This window comes from Paramesorhizobium endophyticum (assembly GCF_014640615.1).
Classification (GTDB): Bacteria; Pseudomonadota; Alphaproteobacteria; order Rhizobiales; family Rhizobiaceae; genus Paramesorhizobium; species Paramesorhizobium endophyticum.
Genome location: NZ_BMHH01000001.1, coordinates 164,118 through 183,321, shown reverse-complemented (window position 1 = coordinate 183,321; position 19,204 = coordinate 164,118). Strand labels below are relative to the sequence as shown.

The 19,204-nt window shown below is 63.9% G+C and carries 17 protein-coding genes; 12 read left to right on the top strand and 5 right to left on the bottom strand.

From position 1 onward, the window contains the following. Positions 1-72 precede the first annotated feature (72 nt). The 5 genes from IEX53_RS00920 (at position 73) to IEX53_RS00900 (ending at position 6,324) form a co-directional block, all read left to right on the top strand. Complete coding sequence (locus tag IEX53_RS00920; protein WP_188820533.1) at positions 73-1,764, top strand: pseudouridine synthase; 1,692 nt, start codon at positions 73-75, stop codon at positions 1,762-1,764. Continuing rightward, the gene (gene rsmD / locus IEX53_RS00915) at positions 1,745-2,308 is read left to right on the top strand and encodes a 16S rRNA (guanine(966)-N(2))-methyltransferase RsmD (RefSeq protein WP_188820531.1); all 564 of its coding nucleotides are present in this window, start codon (positions 1,745-1,747) and stop codon (positions 2,306-2,308) included. Before IEX53_RS00920 ends, rsmD begins: the two co-directional genes overlap by 20 nt. 51 nt (positions 2,309-2,359) lie before the next feature. Next, on the top strand, positions 2,360-3,904 hold the full coding sequence (locus tag IEX53_RS00910) for a M16 family metallopeptidase (protein ID WP_188820529.1): 1,545 nt from the start codon (positions 2,360-2,362) through the stop codon (positions 3,902-3,904). A 2-nt stretch (positions 3,905-3,906) separates the two neighbouring features. Continuing rightward, positions 3,907-5,226, top strand: a complete 1,320-nt coding sequence (locus IEX53_RS00905) for a M16 family metallopeptidase (protein ID WP_188821073.1) — start codon at positions 3,907-3,909, stop codon at positions 5,224-5,226. Between the two features lie 228 nt (positions 5,227-5,454). After that, positions 5,455-6,324: a patatin-like phospholipase family protein gene (locus IEX53_RS00900; RefSeq protein ID WP_188821070.1), complete on the top strand. Its 870-nt coding sequence runs from the start codon at positions 5,455-5,457 to the stop codon at positions 6,322-6,324. A 307-nt stretch (positions 6,325-6,631) separates the two neighbouring features. Here IEX53_RS00900 and IEX53_RS00895 read toward each other — a convergent pair whose 3' ends face one another. Then, positions 6,632-8,485, bottom strand: a complete 1,854-nt coding sequence (locus IEX53_RS00895; RefSeq protein ID WP_188820527.1) for a monovalent cation:proton antiporter-2 (CPA2) family protein — start codon at positions 8,483-8,485, stop codon at positions 6,632-6,634. A gap of 380 nt (positions 8,486-8,865) precedes the next feature. On the opposite strand from IEX53_RS00895, the gene IEX53_RS00890 reads away from it, so the two are divergent. The 6 genes from IEX53_RS00890 (at position 8,866) to lpxK (ending at position 14,676) form a co-directional block, all read left to right on the top strand. Continuing rightward, on the top strand, positions 8,866-10,209 hold the full coding sequence (locus IEX53_RS00890) for a TldD/PmbA family protein (protein WP_188820525.1): 1,344 nt from the start codon (positions 8,866-8,868) through the stop codon (positions 10,207-10,209). Further along, complete coding sequence (locus IEX53_RS00885) at positions 10,196-11,005, top strand: 3'(2'),5'-bisphosphate nucleotidase CysQ (RefSeq protein ID WP_188820523.1); 810 nt, start codon at positions 10,196-10,198, stop codon at positions 11,003-11,005. The genes IEX53_RS00890 and IEX53_RS00885 overlap by 14 nt, the downstream gene beginning before the upstream one ends. A gap of 37 nt (positions 11,006-11,042) precedes the next feature. Further along, a complete protein-coding gene (locus IEX53_RS00880) occupies positions 11,043-11,297 on the top strand; it encodes a DUF4170 domain-containing protein (protein WP_188820521.1) in 255 nt (84 codons plus the stop codon). Between the two features lie 12 nt (positions 11,298-11,309). After that, on the top strand, positions 11,310-12,071 hold the full coding sequence (locus IEX53_RS00875) for a lysophospholipid acyltransferase family protein (RefSeq protein ID WP_188820519.1): 762 nt from the start codon (positions 11,310-11,312) through the stop codon (positions 12,069-12,071). Next, complete coding sequence (gene waaA / locus IEX53_RS00870) at positions 12,068-13,381, top strand: lipid IV(A) 3-deoxy-D-manno-octulosonic acid transferase (RefSeq protein ID WP_188820517.1); 1,314 nt, start codon at positions 12,068-12,070, stop codon at positions 13,379-13,381. The genes IEX53_RS00875 and waaA overlap by 4 nt, the downstream gene beginning before the upstream one ends. A 236-nt stretch (positions 13,382-13,617) precedes the next feature. Beyond that, on the top strand, positions 13,618-14,676 hold the full coding sequence (gene lpxK, locus IEX53_RS00865; RefSeq protein WP_188820515.1) for a tetraacyldisaccharide 4'-kinase: 1,059 nt from the start codon (positions 13,618-13,620) through the stop codon (positions 14,674-14,676). Between the two features lie 368 nt (positions 14,677-15,044). Here lpxK and IEX53_RS00860 read toward each other — a convergent pair whose 3' ends face one another. The 3 genes from IEX53_RS00860 to queF form a co-directional block, all read right to left on the bottom strand. After that, on the bottom strand, positions 15,045-15,275 hold the full coding sequence (locus IEX53_RS00860; protein ID WP_188820513.1) for a DUF2093 domain-containing protein: 231 nt from the start codon (positions 15,273-15,275) through the stop codon (positions 15,045-15,047). Positions 15,276-15,399: 124 nt separating this feature from the next. Continuing rightward, complete coding sequence (gene mutL, locus IEX53_RS00855) at positions 15,400-17,271, bottom strand: DNA mismatch repair endonuclease MutL (protein ID WP_188820511.1); 1,872 nt, start codon at positions 17,269-17,271, stop codon at positions 15,400-15,402. A 241-nt stretch (positions 17,272-17,512) separates the two neighbouring features. Next, positions 17,513-17,974 (bottom strand): preQ(1) synthase, encoded by a 462-nt coding sequence (gene queF / locus IEX53_RS00850; RefSeq protein WP_188820509.1) that lies wholly within the window; start codon positions 17,972-17,974, stop codon positions 17,513-17,515. Positions 17,975-18,159: 185 nt separating this feature from the next. Between queF and IEX53_RS00845 the strand changes: the two genes are divergently transcribed. Continuing rightward, on the top strand, positions 18,160-18,666 hold the full coding sequence (locus IEX53_RS00845; RefSeq protein ID WP_188820507.1) for a DUF1993 domain-containing protein: 507 nt from the start codon (positions 18,160-18,162) through the stop codon (positions 18,664-18,666). 50 nt (positions 18,667-18,716) lie between these two features. Here IEX53_RS00845 and IEX53_RS00840 read toward each other — a convergent pair whose 3' ends face one another. Beyond that, positions 18,717-19,127 carry a RidA family protein gene (locus IEX53_RS00840; RefSeq protein WP_188820505.1) on the bottom strand — a complete coding sequence of 137 codons (411 nt, stop codon included), beginning with the start codon at positions 19,125-19,127 and terminating at the stop codon, positions 18,717-18,719. Between the last annotated feature and the right edge of the window lie 77 nt (positions 19,128-19,204).

The window sequence follows — 19,204 nt, the reverse complement described above, 5'->3', positions numbered from 1 at the left end:
ACTTTCGGGGAAATTTCACTCGCGCGCAGTTATACGATTTGTTAGTTACCGCCGCTGAAAGGCAAATACCAGATGACCAATGACAATGACGCGGGCGAACGCCCGAAACGCCCCTTTGCCAAGCGTCCGTTCGACAAGGATAAAAGGTCGGGCGACAGGCCGTTTTCCGACAAGCGCAAGCCCTTTTCCGGCGACCGTCGTCCGGAGAAGGCGGAGACGCGCGGAAGAAGCACGGCTGCGGAAGCGCCTGAAGAGGGTGAGCGCATCGCCAAGCGGCTGGCGCGCGCCGGTATTGCCTCGCGCCGCGAAGCCGAGACGATGATCGCCGCAGGCCGCATTTCGGTCAATGGCAAGCTGCTGGAAAGCCCCGCCGTCAACGTGCTGCGCTCCGACCGCATCGAGGTTGACGGAAAGCCGCTGCGACCCATCGAGCGCACACGGCTCTGGCTTTACCACAAGCCCGCCGGCCTGGTGACCACCAATCGCGACCCGGAAGGCCGCCCAACCGTGTTTGAGTCGCTGCCCGAGGACCTGCCCCGCGTCCTTTCGGTCGGCCGTCTCGACATCAACACCGAAGGCCTGCTGCTGCTGACCAATGATGGTGGGCTCGCGCGCATTCTGGAACTGCCCTCCACCGGCTGGCTGCGCCGCTATCGCGTCCGCGCGCACGGCAAGGTCACGCAGGCGCAGCTCGACGAGTTGAAGAACGGCATCGCCGTCGACGGCGTGTTCTATGGCTCGATCGAGGCGCAGCTTGAGCGCGAGCAGGGCTCCAATGTCTGGATCAATATCGGGCTGCGCGAAGGCAAGAACCGCGAGGTCAAGAACATAATGGGCGCTCTCGGCTTGACGGTCGGCCGCCTGATCCGCGTCTCCTTCGGCCCGTTCCAGCTGGGAGATCTGGAAGAGGGCGCGGTCCGCGAAATCCGTGGGCGCACGCTGCGCGACCAGCTTGGCGAAAAGCTGATCGAGGAATCGGGCGCGGATTTCGACGCGCCGATCATTAATGAGTTTTCCAACGCGCCGGTGGCTGGCGCCCGCGTTGCGGTAGAGCGCGAGCGCCCGGCGCGCCGCTCCCCGGAATGGATTTCCGCCTCGGGCGATACCGGCAAGGGGAAAGGCCCGCGCCGCGGCAAGGATGACAGCGGCTCGCGGCGCAGTAAGGATGAGTGGCGAGAGGATACGCTCTCGCGCTGGAGCACCAGCCCCGCCCCCCGTAGCCGCGGTCCGGCAAAGGGGAGGGATGACCGCAAGGAGATGCCGGAGCGCAAGGCACGCGGCGTCAATGTCTGGATGGCCCCCGGTGCCAGGCCGCAGGGCAAGAAATCCGCTGCCGAGGAAACCACCGAGAAGCCGCGCCGTGCCTCTTCGCCTCATGGTGAGGCACGAAGCGAGACAAGGCGAAGCGGAGCCTTCGATACCCAAGAGGCGAAGGGGCGCTGGTCCAAGCCGGATGGCGAGGCACGACCGCCCCGTAGGGAACGCCCGGAGGGTGAGGGAAGACCGCCCCGCCGCGAGCGTCCCGAAGGCGAGCGTCCGCAACGCGCGGGCAAGCGTGAGCGCGCCGAAGCCCGTGAGGGACAGGAGCGTTCTTTCGGTGAGGGCAAGCGCTCCTTCACGCCGCGCGATGGCGAAAAGCGCAGCTTCGACGGCAAGCCGCGCACGCCGCGTCCGTCGGGGGATCGTCCGTCCGGCGGCAAACCGGGCGGTACCGGCAAGCCGAGGGGACCGAAGGGCGGCGGCAATGCGGATCGTCGGCGGTAAGTTTCGCGGGCGTCCGCTCGCCACCCCGTCGTCATCGGCGATTCGCCCCACCACGGACCGCACCCGCGAGAGCCTGTTCAATATTCTCGCGCATAATTATCCGGAAAAGCTGGAGGGCGGCCGCGTGCTCGACCTCTTCGCCGGAACGGGCGCGCTGGGGATCGAGGCCATGTCGCGGGGAGCCCGCGCCTGTCTCTTCGTCGAGGAATCGGTGGAGGGGAGGGGCCTTCTGCGGCAGAACATCGAGGCCTTCGGCCTTCAGGGCCAGACCAAGATCTTCCGCCGCGACGCCTGCAATCTCGGTGCTATCGGCACGATGGAGCCCTTCGATCTCGTCTTCGCCGACCCACCCTATGGCAAAGGTTTGGGAGAAAAGGCTTTTTTATCGGCTTTTCATGGCGGATGGCTTAATCCTGACGCACTTTTGGTGCTTGAGGAGGAGGCGGATGCCGTCCTCGCGCTGGATGATCGGTTCGTCATCGAGGATGAGCGAGCCTATGGCGGAACTATTGTCCGCCTGATTGCGTTGCGTAAACCCTCTTGAAACGGGGACGCTGTAATTTCGCTGTGACTTGACGCCGGCCCCATTCGAAGGATGCTCTCTGTGCCAGGTTCTACGATCCGACAATTCTTCTTCTCCACGCTGACGGTTGCTGCGCTGGGCTTTCAGCCGATAGCACCCGCGGATGCCCAGACCATCGCGCCTGGAGCCACTTCCGAAACCCAGGCGCCCGGCCGCGCGCCGCAGGAGCAGCCGCTCAAGCAGCCGGGGATCGTCACCGCTGAGGGTGTCAGCAATTTCACGCTGGCCAACGGGCTTGAGGTGGTCGTCATTCCGGACCACCGCGCGCCCGTCGTCACCCAGATGATCTGGTACCATGTCGGCTCCGCCGATGAGCCGCCCGGCAAGTCCGGCATTGCCCATTTCCTCGAGCATCTGATGTTCAAGGGCACCAAAAACCATCCCGAAGGCGAGTATACCAAGAAGGTCGCTGCGATCGGCGGCCAGGAAAACGCCTTCACTTCCTATGATTACACCGCCTATTACCAGCAGGTCGCGCCCGACGCGCTGGAGATGATCATGGGCTACGAGGCGGATCGGATGGAGAATCTGGTTCTCACCGACGATGTGGTCAACACCGAGCGCGACGTGGTGCTGGAAGAGCGCCGGATGCGCGTCGATGGCGACCCGGGCGGCATTCTGGCGGAAGAGGCGATGGCCACGCTTTTCCAGAACAGCCCCTATCGCATCCCCGTCATCGGCTGGAAGCCGGAGATCGAGAAGCTCAATCTCAAGGACGCGCTCGATTTCTACCAGCGCTTCTATACGCCGAACAATGCGACGCTCATCATCTCCGGCGATGTCGATCCCGACACGGTGCGCACGCTTGCCGAGAAGACCTATGGCAAGGTGCCGCGCCGCGCCGATCCGGGGCCGCGCATCCGCCCGCAGGAGCCGGAGCAGCGCACCCGCCGCACCGTCACGCTCAATGACGAGCGCGTATCGCAGCCGAGCTTCCGCAAGATGTGGGTCGTTCCCTCCTATGAAAACGCCAAGCCCGGCGATGCCGAAGCGCTCGATCTCCTCTCCGAAATCCTTGGCGGCTCGATCCGCAGCCGGATTTACCAGCAACTGGTGGTCAAGCAGGGCATCGCTGCCAGCGCGGGGGCCGATTATTCGGGCGATGCGCTCGATGACGGCATCTTCTCCGTCTATGGCGCGCCGCGCGGCAGCGCCTCGCTGGAACAGGTCGAGGCGGCGGTCGATGGCGAAATCGACCGCATCGTCAAGGACGGCGTCACCGATACCGAACTCGCCCAGGCGCGCAACCGCTTCCTGAAGAGCGTCGTCTTCTCGCGCGACAGCCAGATGGGCATGGCCCGCATCTATGGCTCGACGCTCGCCGTCGGCGGCACCGTCGACGACGTGCTGAAATGGCCTGATCGTATCAAGGCGGTGACGAAAGAGCAGATCAAGGATGTCGCCGCCCGCTATCTCGTCAATGCCCGCTCGGTGACGAGCTATTTGCTGCCGCCTGCAGCCGAGCCCGAAAACGCGCAGTCGCAGGGCGCGAGCGGAAAAGTCGTGCCGCTCAAGCCTGCCGCGGTGGAAAAAGGACCTGAAGGAGTTCAGAAGTGAATATGACGGTTTCCTCGCTCCGCCGCCACGCCGGCTCTTTTCTCGGCGCCCTGTTCCTCACCCTGTTCTTCACCCTGCCGGGTGGAGCCGTCACCATTCAGGAGGTCGTAAGCCCCAAGGGCGTGCGCGCCTGGCTGGTGCAGGATGATTTCGTGCCGCTCGTCTCGATCCGCTTTTCCTGGAAGGGCGGCTCGACGCAGGATCCGGCGGGCAAGGAAGGGCTCGCCAATCTGATGACCGGTCTCTTCGATGAAGGTGCAGGCGATCTGCCCTCCGACGCCTATCAGGAGCGGCTCGATAATATCGGCGCTGAAATGAGCTTCTCGGAGACGCAGGACGATATCAACGGCTCCATGCGGATGCTCTCGGACAACCGCGACGCCGCCTTCGATCTTCTGGCGCTCGCCATCAACAAGCCTCGCTTCGATCAAGGGCCCGTGGACCGCATCCGCCAGCAGATCATCGCCAATATCAAGGCGTCGGAGCGCGATCCCAGCACCATCGCCGCGCAGAAATTCTCCGAGGCGCTCTACGGCAACCATCCCTATGCCCGCCGCGAGCAGGGGACGGAGCAGACGCTGCAGAGCGTCACGCGCGACGATCTTCTCTCCTTCCACAAGAAGGTTTTCGCCCGCGACAACCTCACCATCGGCGTCGTCGGCGCGATCACGCCGGAAGAGCTCGGCCCCTTGCTCGACAAAGTGTTCGGCAACCTGCCGGAGAAGGCAGACCTGACGCCCGTCCCGGAGGCAAAGCTGGCGCTGGGGGCCACCACCAGCATCAACTATCCGCTGCCGCAGACGTCGCTGGCGCTGGTCTATCCCGGCGTCGCGCGGCAGGACCCGGATTTCTTCGCCGCCCATCTCATGAACCAGGTTCTGGGCGGCGGCTTCACCTCGCGCCTTTATACCGAGGTGCGTGAGAAGCGCGGCCTTGCCTATTCGGTCTCGTCCTCGCTCGTCAACCGCGACCACGCCGAGGCCCTGATGATCTCCACCGCGACCCGCCCCGACCAGGCGCAGGAAACGCTCAAAATCATCCGTGATCAGGTGAAGCGGATGGCGACCGACGGCCCGACGGCGGAGGAACTCGCCGCCGCCAAGAGCTATGTCGTCGGCTCCTACGCCATCAACAACCTCGATAGCTCAGGCAACATCGCCCGTACGCTGGTGGCGCTGCAGCAGGAGGGCCTTGGCCGCGATTATCTCGACAAGCGCGACGGGCTCATAAATTCTGTCACACTGGATCAGGTAAAAGCAGTGGCGAAGCGGCTGCTTAGCGCGGACCCGGCGATTCTGATGGTGGGGCCGGCGCAGACGTAAGTAAAACCCGGATGTAAATGCTTGATGTTCAACCCCCCTCTGCCCTGCCGGGCATCTCCCCCACAAGGGGGGAGATTGGCCTTCATTGATGATGGCGCTTGTATCTGCCTTCGTTGACGATTGGCGAAAGCGGACGTTACAGCTGATCCCCCCCTTGGGGGGGAGATGCCCGGCAGGGCAGAGGGGGGTGTCTGTGGGCGCCAACGCTAGGGAGAATGACAGGTGACAATGACATTCTCGAACATCAAATCCGCCTCGCCCACCCCCCGCATCGCCATCGCCTTCGGCGGGGGCGGGGCGCGTGGGCTGGCGCATGTCAATGTCATTGAGGCGCTGGACGAATTGGGCATCCGCCCGGTGGCGATTGCCGGTTCCTCCATCGGCTCGATTGTCGGGGCGGGCATGGCCGCCGGCATGACGGGGCGGGAAATCCGGGATTATTGCAGCGCCACGCTCGCCAACCGCGCCGAGGTCGCCGCGCGCATGTGGAAGACGCGGCCCGCGAGCTTCGCTGAAATCCTCTCGGGCGGCATCCGCGTCGCCCAGTTCAACATCGAGAAGATCCTCCGCGCATTCCTCCCCGAGCTGCTGCCGGAGACGTTCGAGGAGCTGGAAATCCCGCTCGCCGTCACCGCCACCGATTTCTACGGCCAGCAATGCGCCATCCTCGAAAGCGGTGACCTGATTTCAGCGCTCGCCGCCTCCGCCGCCATCCCCGCGCTCTTCCGTCCCGTTCTGCGCGACGGGCGCATCCTCATCGACGGCGGTATCTGCAATCCGGTGCCGTTCGAGCTTTTGGAGCACAAGGCCGACATCGTCATCGCCGTCGACGTGGTGGGCGGCCCGGTGGGCGACGGGTCCAAAATGCCATCCTCCATCGACGCCATGTTCGGCGCGACGCAATTGATGATGCAGTCCATCATCGCCACGAAATTGAAGACCGTCCGCCCGGTCATCCTCCTGCGCCCGGAGGTGTCTCATTACGGCGTCCTCGACTTCCTGCGCGCCGAGCAGATATTGACCGAGACGGCAAGCGTGAAGGACGATCTGAAGCGGGCGATGGACGCGGCGGTGACGTTCAACGCGGCAGGGGAATAGGGAAGCGTACTCCTGACTTCCGTATCCCCTTGGAGTGGTTCATGTTTTGATGAAATCGCCTGAATTTCGTTTCGGGACCGTTGCTGTCGTGGAGAGGTAGAGGGATGGATCCCAGTGACAAGCACTGGGATGACGGGGTGGAGATGTTTCGTCCACTATCGGACATGCTTCTGCCAAGCTGGGAGGTTGGAGATTTGGCTTGCCAACAGCAAAGCAATCCGTCATCCCAGTGCTTGTCACTGGGATCCATTCCTCTACGGTAACGTAGCTGCAACGATAAAAGAATGAGCCGGCTGACGCTCTCTAACTACTCCGCCGGCTCCAGTTCGCCCTTCGCTACTCCCGTCTCCATGTCCGGCGCGGGAGCGAGTGTTTCCTCAGTCACCTTGTCGAGCGGCTTCGCTTCACGGACGGGCTTCGTCAGCGGCTCCGGCGTCACCGGCTTGTTGAAGAGCAGGTGGCGCCCGGCGAGAATGCCTTCGGTGGCCTGAACCCGCAGCCGGTCTTCGTCGCGGCGGCGCACGTCCTCGGTGATCTCGGCGGCGAGGTCCTCGCTGATATCGAGCCGTTCCAATATCTTGCGCCCGAACAGAAGGCCCGATTCGAACGTCTCGCGCAGTTCGTAATCCACTTCCTTCGCTCGAAGCTGCAAGGTGTGCTCGCGGTCATAGGAGCGCACGAACAGCTTCACATCGGGAAAATCCGTCTGGATGAGATCGACGATGCGGTTGGTCACTTCCTTCTTCTGGGTCGCCACCGCGACGATTTTCGCCCGCCTTATGCCTGCCGCCTCCAGCACGTCCTTGCGGGTGCCGTCACCGAAATAGATGCGGAAGCCGAACTTGCCCGCCGCGCGGATGCGGTTGGCCGAGGTGTCGATGACGGTCACGTCGATGCCGCCCGCCAGCAGGATCTGCGCCGCGATCTGCCCATAGCGCGAGAAGCCGATGATAAGCACATCCGCGCCCGCGCCGTCGAAATCCTCCTCCAGCACTTCCTCCCGGTCCTTGGAAAGAAGCCTGTTGCCGAGCGCCACGAAAAGCGGCGTCAGCGCCATGGAAATGGTGACCGCGGCGACGAGCTGCGAAGCGAGCGACTGGGAGATGATCGCCGAGGCGGAGGCCGCCGTAAACAGCACGAAGGCGAATTCGCCACCCTGCGGCAGGAGGAACGCGACGCGCACCGAATCATTGTGGCTGGAGCGGAAAAGCCGGCACAGCACATAGATGATCGCCGCCTTCACCACCATGAAGACGGGGACGGCGAGGAGAATCTCAAGCCAGTTCTCGACGACGACCTTGAGATTGAGCGACAGTCCGACCGCGACGAAGAAAAGGCCGAGCAGCAACCCGCGGAAGGGCTCGATATCCGCCTCCAGCTCATGCCGGTAGGAGGATTCGGCCAGAAGCACGCCCGCGATGAATGCGCCCATCGCCATGGAGAGCCCCGCCGCCTGCATCAGCATGGCCGAGCCCAGCACCACGAACAGCGCGGCGGCGATCATCACCTCCCGCGCGCCCGTATTGGCGATGATCCGGAACATCGGGTTCAGCAGATAGCGTCCGGCAATGATCAGCGCGCCCAAGGCCACGAGCGCGCCCGCGAACTCGAAGCCTGTTTCGCCCTGCGGCGTTCCCTGCGGCGAGAGCAGCGGAACCATCGCCAGGATCGGCACGATGGCGAGATCCTGGAAAAGCAGGATGGAAAAGGCCCGCTGCCCGTGCTTGCGGTTGGTCTCGGCGCGGTCCTCCAGCACCTGCATGGCAAAGGCGGTGGAGGACAGCGCAAGGCCGAAGCCGATGATGACGGAGGCGTTGAACGGTATCTTCGCCAGATAATAGGCAAGATAGGTCAGCGCCGTGCCGGACCACAGCACCTGCAGGAGCCCGAGGCCGAAGATCGAATGCCGGAGCGACCAGAGCCGCGACGGCTTCAACTCAAGCCCGATGATGAACAAGAGGAAGACGACACCCAGCTCCGAGAAATGCAGGAAGTTTTCCCCATCGATGATGAGGCTTGCCACCGGTCCGATGACGATGCCCGCCGCAAGGTACCCCAGCACCGTGCCGAGGCCGAATCGCTTGAACAGCGGAGCAGCCACGATCGCGCCGCCGAGCAGCATCAACGACTGGAAATAGAGCGTTCCGCCTTCCGAAACCATGCATAGTCCTGAATCTTGATTTGAAAAGGAATCTTGGCAATCGCCTTGAAGCACCCGATATTGCACCATATAGGAAGATTGTGGGCGGAATTTAAACCGCGCGAAATATTTCTTGGCCGTTTTTCGGCCTGCCCTCGAAGGCCGAGAGAACATTGAAATGGAAACGGTCTACATCCGGCCAATAACCCCCCTCTGCCCTGCCGGGCATCTCCCCCACAAGGGGGGAGATTGGCCTTCATTAATGACGGCGCTCAATTCTGCGACGTTGACGGTTAGCGAAAGCGGAACTCCCATCCAATCTCCCCCCTTGTGGGGGAGATGTCCGGCAGGACAGAGGGGGGTGTCGCGCGCGCTGCCATATAAGCATGGGCCATTCTGACATGGACACTCAAACACATTCCAGCCAACTAGCCGACAAGGCCGCTTCGCTCGTGGAAGCCGCCCGCCGCGCTGGGGCAGATAGCGCGGACGCGGTGGTTCATCGCTCGCGCTCCACAGCCATCACCGTCCGCCTCGGCAAGGTCGAGGAAACGCAGGCCTCTGAAAGCGACGCCTTTGCGCTTCGTGTCTTCGTCGGCAAGCGCATAGCGAGCGTGTCGGCGGATATGGGCGCCGATCCGGTTGCGCTGGCCGAGCGCGCCGTGGCCATGGCGAAGGTCTCGCCCGAGGATCCCTATGAAGGGCTAGCGCCGAAGGAGAAGCTCGTCGGCGCCCCGCGCGACCTCGATCTTTACGACCCGACTGAGGTGAGCGCAGCCGAGCTGACCGCCAACGCCCTTGCGGCGGAGGAAGCGGCGCTGGCCGTCAGCGGCGTCACCAATTCCAGCGGCTCCTCGAGTTGGGCGGGCCTTGGCGGGATGGTGCTGGTCACTTCGGAAGGCTTCGTCGGCCATTATGCCGCCACCCATTTCGGCATATCGGCCAGCGCCGTCGCCGGATCAGGCACGGCCATGGAGCGCGACTATGATTTCACCTCGCACCAGCATTATGCCGCGCTTGAGGATGCCGTCGCCATAGGCCGAAGGGCAGGGGAGCGGGCGGTGCGCCGCCTGGGCGCGCGCAAGGCCAAGACCGGGCCTGTCACCGTGGTGTTCGATCCGCGTGTGGCGCGCGGCATGGCGGGCCATCTCGCCGGGGCGATCAATGGCGCCTCGGTCGCCCGCAAGACGAGCTTCCTTAGGGATTCCATGGGCAAGCAGGTGCTGAAGGCAGGCCTTTACGCCACCGACGATCCGCTGCGCATTCGTGGTGCGGCATCCCGCCCATTCGACGGTGAGGGCATCGAGGGGCAAAGGCTCGTGATGGTGGAGGACGGTGTGCTGAAGCACTGGTTCCTGTCCACCTCGACGGCGAAGGAGCTGGGCCTCGTGACGAACGGGCGCGGCGTGCGCTCCGGCTCGACGATCGTGCCCGCCTCCACCAATTTCGCCATCGAGCCCGGCGAGCGCTCGCCGGAAGACCTCATCCGCGAGGTCGGCACCGGCTTTTACGTCACCGAAGTGTTCGGCCAGGGCGTCGATATAATCACCGGCCAATATAGCCGGGGCGCGTCGGGCTTCTGGATCGAGAACGGCGAACTCGCCTATCCCGTGAGCGAGGTGACCATCGCGTCCAACCTCAAGGACATGTTCCTCCACATGACGCCGGCCAACGATATCGACCGTAATTTCGGCACCGCCGCGCCGACCCTCGTCGTGGAAGGCATGACCCTTGCAGGAAATTGAGACTTTCGCATCGCTTGAAGAGGAACTGGCGCTCATCCGCTCCGCTGCGGAGGAGGCGGGCCGCATCGCCATGCGCTATTTCGGCCAGGACCCGCAAGTCTGGCTCAAGGAAGGCCAGTCGCCGGTGAGCGAGGCCGATATGGCCGTCGACGCCTTCCTGAAGGACGCGCTCCTGTCGGCCCGGCCCGATTATGGCTGGATCTCCGAGGAAACGGCGGACGACCGCGCCGCGGCCCATCGCCGCCGCGTCTTCGTGGTCGATCCCATCGACGGCACCCGCGCCTTCATCGGCGGCAAGGACCAATGGTGCGTCAGCATCGGCCTGGCCGAGGATGGCCGCCCGGTGGCGGGCGTGCTGGAGAACCCGGCGCGCGGCGAGACGTTTCAAGCCAGGCTTGGCGGCGGCGCATACCAGAACGGCCATGCCATAAATGTGGGCCGCACTGCCGAACAAAGCCCGCTCAGGATTTCCATGGCCCGTTCGGCGCTGGACCTCATGCCGGAGGATTTCCGCGAGCGTGTCGAGCCTTATCCTTATGTCCCCTCGCTCGCCTATCGTCTCGCCATGGTCGCGCGCGGCGAGATCGCCGGCACGTTCGTGCGGCCCAATTCGCATGACTGGGATCTGGCCGCTGCAGACTTGATTCTCGCCGAAGCCGGCGGCGCGGTCGTTACGAACAAGGGCGAGCGGCTGCTCTATGGCGGCCCGACACGTAAGCAGGGCGCGCTTGTGGCGGCAAGCGGCCATCTTCTTGACGAGATGTTGGGTGTTGTGGCGCGCACGGCGTTCGGCTAAAGCTGCCGGACATTTCATCTGGTTAGGGATTGTGATCATGAGCGCAGACGGCGAAGGCAAAAAACAGCTTCTTCATCTTGTTTTCGGCGGAGAACTGACGACCTTGACCGGCCTGGAGTTCCGCGATTTGAGCGAACTGGATATCGTCGGCATCTATCCCGATTACGAATCGGCGAAGACTGCGTGGAAGGCGAAGGCGCAACAGACGGTGGACAATGCGCATATGCGCTATTTCATCGTGCATCTGCACCGCCTTCTCGACCCGGCCAGTGCGGCCGGCAACGCAGGCTGACGCCTGGAAAGCATGGTGGAAAACATCGATCAGAGGCCGCGAAACACGGGCGCGGCCAAGAGGATATGGCGCAGTATTCGCGGCCCGCTCGCCCGCTCGGCGGGGGTGAGGTCGGCGCTGGTGTGGCTTATATCAGGCTATCTGAAGTTCGTTCACGCCACCAATCCGCGCCTGCCCGGATCGAAGGATCCCTATGAGCTGGAGCGCGACTATCACCCGTTGATCGTCACCTGCTGGCATGGTCAGCACCTGATGGCGCCGTTCCTTCGCCCTGACGGGATGCCGCTGGTGGCGATGTTCTCGCGCAGCGCCGATGCCGAGCTGAACGCCCGCGTGGGCGAGCGGCTGGGATTGGAGATCGTTCGCGGTTCCGGCGGGCGGGGCACCCGCACCCGTGCCGACAAGGGCGGCGCGCGGGCGCTGCTGGCGCTGAAGAACGCGCTTAAAGGTGGCAAGTCCACCGCCATCATCGCCGACATCGCCCATGGCAAGGCGCGCGAGGCGGGGCAGGGCGTTATCCTCCTGGGCAAGCTCTCGGGCCGTCCCATCCTGCCTATTGGCTACGCCTTCTCGCGCCGCAAGGTGCTGGAAAAAAGCTGGGATAAAACCGCCATTCCGCTGCCCTTCGGCCGGTCAATCGTGGTTTCATGTGAGCCCGTTGTGGTTCCCATGGACGCCGATGACGCAATGCTCGAGGAAAAGCGCAAGGAATTGACCGACAAGCTGAACGCGGTCACGGCTGAGGCCTACGCGCGACTGGAGCAGGCGCGATGAGCGAACGATGGGCCCGCACGATCCTTTCCGCCTACCGCTGGGCCGGATCGCTGGCCTATCCCGCCGTCGGGGCCTATGTCGCCTTCCGCGTCTCGCGCGGCAAGGATGAGCACGCCCGTCGCCGCGAGCGCTATGGCAGGCCGAGCGTGCAGCGCCCGGCGGGCCCTCTGGTCTGGGTTCATGCCGCGAGCGTCGGCGAGACGACAGCCGTGATACCGCTGATCGAGCACATCGCCGCCATGGGCATCCATGTGGTGCTGACGACAGGCACCGTCACCTCCGCCCGGCTGGTCGAGGAGCGGCTGGGGGACAAGGTGATCCACCAATATGTGCCGCTCGATTTGAAGCCGGCGGTCAACCGCTTCCTCACCCATTGGTGTCCCGACCTGGCCGTGATCTGCGAATCCGAGATATGGCCGATGACCATCCTGCAATTGGGCGCGCGGCGCGTGCCGCAGGTGCTGGTCAACGGGCGGCTTTCCGACCGCTCCTTCGCCGCCTGGAAGAAGCGCTCCTCCATCGCCGAGGCGCTGCTTGAAAATTTGGCGCTGGTCGTGGCGCAATCCGAGGTGGATGGCGAGCGCTTCCGGTCTCTGGGTGCCCGCCCGGTGGTCGTCTCGGGCAATCTGAAGGTCGATACCGTCGCCCCGCCCGCCGATGAGGAGACGGTGGCGACGCTGACATCGCAGATCGGCCAGCGCAAGACCTGGGCCGCCATCTCCACCCACGAAGGCGAGGAGGAAATCGCCGTCGAGGTGCATGAGATGCTGAAGACCCGGCACAAGGACCTCATCTCCATCATCGTGCCGCGCCATCCCGACCGCGCCGACGCGCTGGAGGCAATGATGACCGCGCGCGGATTGAACGTGGCGCGCCGCAGCCGCAACGACGCCATCACGCCGGATACGAACGTCTTCCTCGGTGACACCATCGGCGAGATGGGGCTTTACCTGCGGCTGACCGAGATCGCCTTTGTCGGCAAGTCCCTGACGGGGGAGGGCGGCCAGAACCCGCTGGAGCCTGCCATGCTCGGCACGGCCATCCTCTCGGGCCGCAATGTCCAGAATTTCCGCGATTCCTATCAGCGCCTCATCAAGAATGGGGGCGCCCGGCTGGTCCGCGACCGCGACATGCTGGCGGGCGCGGTCAATTTCCTCTTCAACAACGAGCCGCAGCGCCGCGAAATGATCGACGCCGCCGCCCGCACCGTCGGCGACATGCGCGGCGCGCTGGAGCGCACGCTCTCGGCGCTGGAGCCCTTCATCCAGCCGCTCGTCGTGCAAGCGCAGTTGAGCGGAACGCAAGGGTAGGATGGTTATTCGTCTATGGAAGAAGCGCGAAACACCCCCCTCTGCCCTGCCGGGCATCTCCCCCACAAGGGGGGAGATCGGCTGGCACCGGCCACGCCGCTTGTTCTTCGAGGTCTGCGATTGGCACCGAACGTCCATGAGAGCGCAATCTCCCCCCTTGTGGGGGAGATGCCCGGCAGGGCAGAGGGGGGTGTTCACGCGCCGGTGGTTCCACATGGTGACGAAAGCGTGGCCGGATGACCACCGCCCCCTCCTTCTGGTGGCAGAAACCCGGCTGGCAGGCATTCGCGCTGTCACCATTGGCCGCCCTTTACGGCGCGGTCGCGGGGCGCAGGCTCATGGGCGCAAATCCGCCGCAAGTACCCGCCCCCGTGCTTTGCATCGGCAATTTCACCGTCGGTGGCGCGGGCAAGACGCCGACGGCGATCGCTTTTGCAAGAACAGCCAAGGCCATGGGCCTCACCCCCGGCATTGTCTCGCGCGGCTTCGGCGGCACTTATTTCGGCGTCCACCGCGTCGATCCCTCCAGCGACAGCGCCGCCCATGTCGGTGACGAGCCGCTGTTGCTTGCCCGGCACGGGCCGGTGATGGTCTCGGTCGACCGCGCGGCTGCCGCGCAGGCGCTCATCGCCGAGGGCTGCGATTTTCTCATCATGGATGACGGCTTCCAGAGCGCGCGGCTCCATGCCGATTATGCGCTGATCGTCATCGACGCCACGCGCGGCATCGGCAATGGATACGTCCTGCCGGCAGGCCCACTCCGCGCGCCGCTGGGCGACCAGATGGCGAAGGCCGACGCGCTCCTGACAATAGGCGCGGGCGACAGTGCGGCGCGCCTCACCGCCGCCTTCCCGAAACCCGTCTACACCGCCCGGCTCGCCCCCGGCTCCGCGCGCGCCATCTCCGGCAAGCGCTTCCTCGCCTTCGGCGGCATCGGCAATCCCGAGAAGTTCTTCGCCAGCGTCCGCGAAATGGGCGGCATGACGGCGCTGACCCGCGATTTCCCCGACCACCACCCCTACGAGCCGGACGAAATCACCGAACTCCTCCAAACCGCCACGGAAGCCGATCTCGGCCTCATCACGACAGCCAAGGACCACGCCCGCCTAGCCACATCCCCCACCGTCCCGCGCGATTTCCTCGCAAGGCTGACGGTGCTGGACGTGGAACTGGCATTCGATCAACCGGATGCGGCGGGGGAGATTATTGCTTCTGTGCTGGAGACGTATCGGGGGCGGCGCGCACCCCCCTCTGCCCTGCCGGGCATCTCCCCCACAAGGGGGGAGATTGGCTGATACCGGCTTCGCCGCTCAACTTTCAACGTTTGCGACCGATACCGGACGTCAATGAAGGTCAATCTCCCCCCTTGTGGGGGAGATGCCCGGCAGGGCAGAGGGGGGTGGTTCCGCCAAGCGCCCTCGTGATTCGAGGCGAATTCCGCTGCGCTCCATTCGCATCTCACCATGAGGGCTATTGAAGCGCCGCGCTCCTCAATCTCATTCTGAAGCGCCAACGTCTCTTTACCCTCATCCTGAAGCGCCGACGCCCTTCATCCTCATCCTGAGGTGCTCGCGAGGCGAGCCTCGAAGGGCGAGGGTGAAGGGATTGCCATGGCGCCCTTTCCACCGAACCGTGAAACGCTGAATCGGCCTTCACCGGGCGGTCACCCCCGCTTCCGCATCTCCGGATGGCATTCCAGTTCGCGCTGGTGGGACACCACGCCGTTCGCATAAGGCTCCTGGCGCGCGACGCTCCAATATTTGAGCTCGTCCAGCGGGATGTGCTCGCCGGTGACGGCGCAGGTGACATAGGCGCCGGGGCTCAGCACCTGAAAGTCGCCATCGAGATAGCGCAAGCGCGCTTCCGAGGACCGGGAGCCTTCAAATCGGTTCATGGGTTTTCCTGTCTTTTTCTTATCATAAAGCGCCACAATCGGCGCGAAAGATCAAGGTGCTCGAGCATGATCTTGTCCGAAAAGTTGCAGACTTTTCGGACAAGATCATGCGGCTTAATAGTCCTCATCTCCGCCCGAACAGGCGCTCGATATCCGCAAGCTTCAGCTCAATATAGGTCGGGCGGCCGTGATTGCACGTGCCGGAGCCGGGCGTCGCTTCCATCTGGCGTAAGAGCGCGTTCATCTCCTCCGGCTTCAGGCGTCGCCCCGAGCGCACCGAGCCATGGCAGGCCATGGTCGCCGCTACATGGTCGAGCATGGCTTTCAGCCCGTCGGATGTGTCATGCTCGGCGATCTCATCGGCGAGGTCGCGGATAAGCTGCTGCACATCCGTCTCGCCCAGCATGGCCGGCGTCTCGCGCACCGCCACCGCGCCCGGCCCGAAGCGCTCGACGCCGAGGCCGAAGCGCCGGAGTTCCTCCGCATGGGAGGCGAGCCGGTCCGCATCCTCTTCCGGCAGATCGACGATCTCGGGGATGAGCAGCATCTGCGCGGGGAGGGGGCGGGAGTGAAGCGCTGTCTTCAGCGCCTCATAGACCAGCCGCTCATGGGCTGCGTGCTGGTCCACGATGATCAGGCTGTCATCGGTCTGCGCCACGATGTAATTGGCATGGATCTGCGCCCTTGCTGCACCCAGCGGCGTAGCGGTCAGTTCCGCCGGCGCGTCTTCAACGGTTGCCCGTGCATCGGCGCTCGGCATAGCCACGCTCTCGAACACCGCCTGCGCGCCTTCGCCGAACCCGAGGTCCATCTCCAGCGGACGGAACGGCGCCGTCGCTGGCGACCACTCCGCGCGCGGGCGGGGAGGCGGGCTCCAATTGCCGGATTGATAGGCTGGAGCCCGGAAAGAAGCGGCCTGCGGCGATGGGGCAGGGCGAGCCGCAAAACCTTCCGCCCGGAAAGCCTGCATCATCGCCTCCGCCCCGCTCGTCGCCGCGCGGATGCCTGATCCAGCGAGTGCCTGCTTGATCGCCCCGACGATGAGCCCGCGCACCAGTCCCGGATCACGGAAGCGCACATCCGCCTTGGCCGGATGCACGTTCACATCCACAAGCGCCGGATCAAGCGTCAGGAACAGCACCGCCACCGCATGGCGGTCGCGCGCGATGACATCGGCATAAGCGCCACGGATCGCGCCCCAGATCTGCTTGTCGCGCACGGGCCGTCCGTTGACATAGGCGAACTGATGAAGCGCATTGCCGCGGTTGAAGGAGGGAATGCCGGCGAAGCCCGCGAGCCTTAACCCCTCCCGTTCCGCATCGATGGCAATGGCGTTTTCGGAAAACTCCTTGCCCAGCACCTGCGCGATGCGCTCCAGCATGCCTTCCTCGCCCGCGCCGGTCGCTGGCAGGTCGAGCGGCGTGCGGTCGGTTCCGGCGAGCGAGAAGCGGATATGCGGAAAGGCGATGGCCACGCGCTTCACCACATCGCCGACCGCCATCGCCTCCGCCCGGTCGGTCTTCATGAATTTGAGCCGCGCCGGGGTGGCGAAGAACAGGTCGCGCACCTCGACGATGGTGCCCTGATTGAGCGCCGCTGGACGCGGGCCTTCCAGCCGCCCGCCGGTGACGGTGATCTCATAGCCCGACTCAGCCTGCTGCGTCCGCGATTTCAAAGACAGCCGCGACACCGAGCCGATGGAAGGCAGCGCCTCGCCGCGAAAGCCGAGCGCGCGGATATCGTGCACATCGTCGGTAAGCTTGGAGGTGCAATGGCGTGAGACGGCAAGTTTGAGCTCGTCCGCGGGAATGCCGGAGCCATTGTCGGTGACGCGGATCAGAGTCTTGCCGCCGCCCGCCGTCACCACCTCGATGCGCGTCGCCCCCGCATCGATGGCGTTTTCGACAAGCTCCTTCACCACGCTGGCCGGCCGCTCGATAACCTCGCCCGCCGCGATCTGGTTGATGATGGTTTCGGATAACTGCCGGATTGTCATGGGAGGTTTATAGTCGGATTCGGGGGGAATTAGAAATATGCCATTAGCGCCAAGCGCCCTCGTGGTTCGAGGCTCCCCTTCGCTCGTTCGCAAGCTCACGGCTACGGGGCGCACCTCACCATGAGGGCTATTGGAACGCCGCCGCCCGTCAGCCGTTTCGAGGCGCGGCGCCCCTTCACCCTCATCCTGAGGTGCGAGCGCAGCGAGCCTCGAAGGGCGAGGGTGAAGGGATCGTCCTGGCTCACCCCCGCCCGCGATACCCCGGCACCCCCGTCTCCGGCACCCACGCGCCCTCCGGCGGGGTACCCGTCTGCCAGAAGACATCGATGGGAATTCCGCCGCGCGGATACCAATAGCCGCCGATGCGCAGCCAGAGCGGCCTCGTCGCCTCCACGACCCGCCGCCCGATCATGATCGTGCAATCCTCATGGAACGCGCCATGATTGCGGAAGGAGAAGAGGAACAACTTCAACGACTTCGACTCCACCAGCCGCGCGTCCGGCGCATAATCGATGACGATATGCGCAAAATCCGGCTGTCCGGTCATCGGGCAGAGCGAGGTGAATTCCGGGCAGGTAAAGCGCACGATCGCCGGCGCCCCGTCCCCGCGCGTGAACGGCACGGTCTCCAGCACCGCTTCCTCAGGCGACCCCGCAATCTCCGCCTTCGCGCCCAGCTGGGTCAATCCCTTGACATCGGTCATGAGGGTACTCCTTTGAAAATGTTTAGGCTGGCAATGGCATTGACGCCCGGATTAGGCAAGCTTTTCAGGCATCGTGACGGAACGATCACAAATCATTTGATCTCTCAGCCTGATTGATCCGCAAGCCTTCCAGTCTATGGTCGATGAGGAAAGCATTTCTGATTCCTCTTATCGAAAGAAAAACCATGCCTCTGTCGCTTTACGATATCAGCGTTCCCGTATTTCTGCGGGCGTTTGCAAATCTCAGCGAAATTCTGGAAAAAGGCCGCGCGTTTGCTGACGAAAAGGGCATCCCCCATGCCGAATTGCTGGAAGCGCGGCTTTTCCCTGACATGGCGCCGCTGACCGCCCAGATCCAGCGCGCCAGCGACACCGCCAAATTCGCCGCCGTGCGCGTTGGCCAGGTCCCGAATGTTCCAATGGAAGACAATGAGGCCAGCTTTGACGATTTGCAGGCGCGCATAAACGCGACGGTTGCGCTCCTCAAGGAAGTTCCGCCTCATTCGATGGATGGCCGCGAGGAAGCCGAAGTGGAGTTGCGGTCAGGCGAGACCACGAGAACCTTCACCGCCCGCGATTATGTATTGGGCTTCGCCATTCCCAATTTCTTTTTCCACGTCACCACGGCCTACGCGATCCTGCGCCATAAGGGCGTACCGATCGGCAAAATGGATTATCTGGGGCGTAGCTGAGCCGGTCTTCTGAATAAACTTTTGAGGGCAGCAATCCTGCCCTCAATCGTTCATTGCGACTGCTGGGCTGCTGCGGGCACCCGCGCAATCACCTTGATCTCAAAATCAAACCCGGCAAGCCAATTTACCCCAACCGCAGTCCAGTTCGGATAAGGCTTGGTGTCGAATATACGGCTCTTCACCTCCATGATAGCTCCGAACTGGTTTTCGGGGTCGGTGTGGAAGGTGGTCACATCGACGATATCGTCGAAGCTGCAGCCCGCGGCCTTTAGCGTTGCTTCCAGATTGGCGAAGGCGAGTTCCACTTGGGCCTTGAAATCGGGCTCGGGCGAGCCGTCGGCGCGGCTGCCGACCTGTCCCGATACGAACAGGAGATCGCCGGAGCGGATCGCGGCGGAGTAGCCGTGTTCTTCGTAAAGCGCGTGGCGGTCGGCGGGGAAAACTGCGTCTCGTTTTGTCATTTTCTTTCCTTTGGGGCGGGCGGCGTTAATTCAGATACGCCGCGTATGCAATAAACACGCATACGTCACGTATGTCA

Bases quoted from the DNA above. Each gene is read 5' to 3' on its own strand.
- IEX53_RS00920 (WP_188820533.1), top strand. From the start codon at position 73: ATGACCAATGACAATGACGCGGGCGAACGCCCGAAACGCCCCTTTGCC.
- rsmD (WP_188820531.1), top strand. From the start codon at position 1,745: ATGCGGATCGTCGGCGGTAAGTTTCGCGGGCGTCCGCTCGCCACCCCG.
- IEX53_RS00910 (WP_188820529.1), top strand. From the start codon at position 2,360: ATGCTCTCTGTGCCAGGTTCTACGATCCGACAATTCTTCTTCTCCACG.
- IEX53_RS00905 (WP_188821073.1), top strand. From the start codon at position 3,907: ATGACGGTTTCCTCGCTCCGCCGCCACGCCGGCTCTTTTCTCGGCGCC.
- IEX53_RS00900 (WP_188821070.1), top strand. From the start codon at position 5,455: ATGACATTCTCGAACATCAAATCCGCCTCGCCCACCCCCCGCATCGCC.
- IEX53_RS00895 (WP_188820527.1), bottom strand. From the start codon at position 8,485: ATGGTTTCGGAAGGCGGAACGCTCTATTTCCAGTCGTTGATGCTGCTC.
- IEX53_RS00890 (WP_188820525.1), top strand. From the start codon at position 8,866: ATGGACACTCAAACACATTCCAGCCAACTAGCCGACAAGGCCGCTTCG.
- IEX53_RS00880 (WP_188820521.1), top strand. From the start codon at position 11,043: ATGAGCGCAGACGGCGAAGGCAAAAAACAGCTTCTTCATCTTGTTTTC.
- IEX53_RS00875 (WP_188820519.1), top strand. From the start codon at position 11,310: ATGGTGGAAAACATCGATCAGAGGCCGCGAAACACGGGCGCGGCCAAG.
- waaA (WP_188820517.1), top strand. From the start codon at position 12,068: ATGAGCGAACGATGGGCCCGCACGATCCTTTCCGCCTACCGCTGGGCC.
- lpxK (WP_188820515.1), top strand. From the start codon at position 13,618: ATGACCACCGCCCCCTCCTTCTGGTGGCAGAAACCCGGCTGGCAGGCA.
- IEX53_RS00860 (WP_188820513.1), bottom strand. From the start codon at position 15,275: ATGAACCGATTTGAAGGCTCCCGGTCCTCGGAAGCGCGCTTGCGCTAT.
- mutL (WP_188820511.1), bottom strand. From the start codon at position 17,271: ATGACAATCCGGCAGTTATCCGAAACCATCATCAACCAGATCGCGGCG.
- queF (WP_188820509.1), bottom strand. From the start codon at position 17,974: ATGACCGATGTCAAGGGATTGACCCAGCTGGGCGCGAAGGCGGAGATT.
- IEX53_RS00845 (WP_188820507.1), top strand. From the start codon at position 18,160: ATGCCTCTGTCGCTTTACGATATCAGCGTTCCCGTATTTCTGCGGGCG.
- IEX53_RS00840 (WP_188820505.1), bottom strand. From the start codon at position 19,127: ATGACAAAACGAGACGCAGTTTTCCCCGCCGACCGCCACGCGCTTTAC.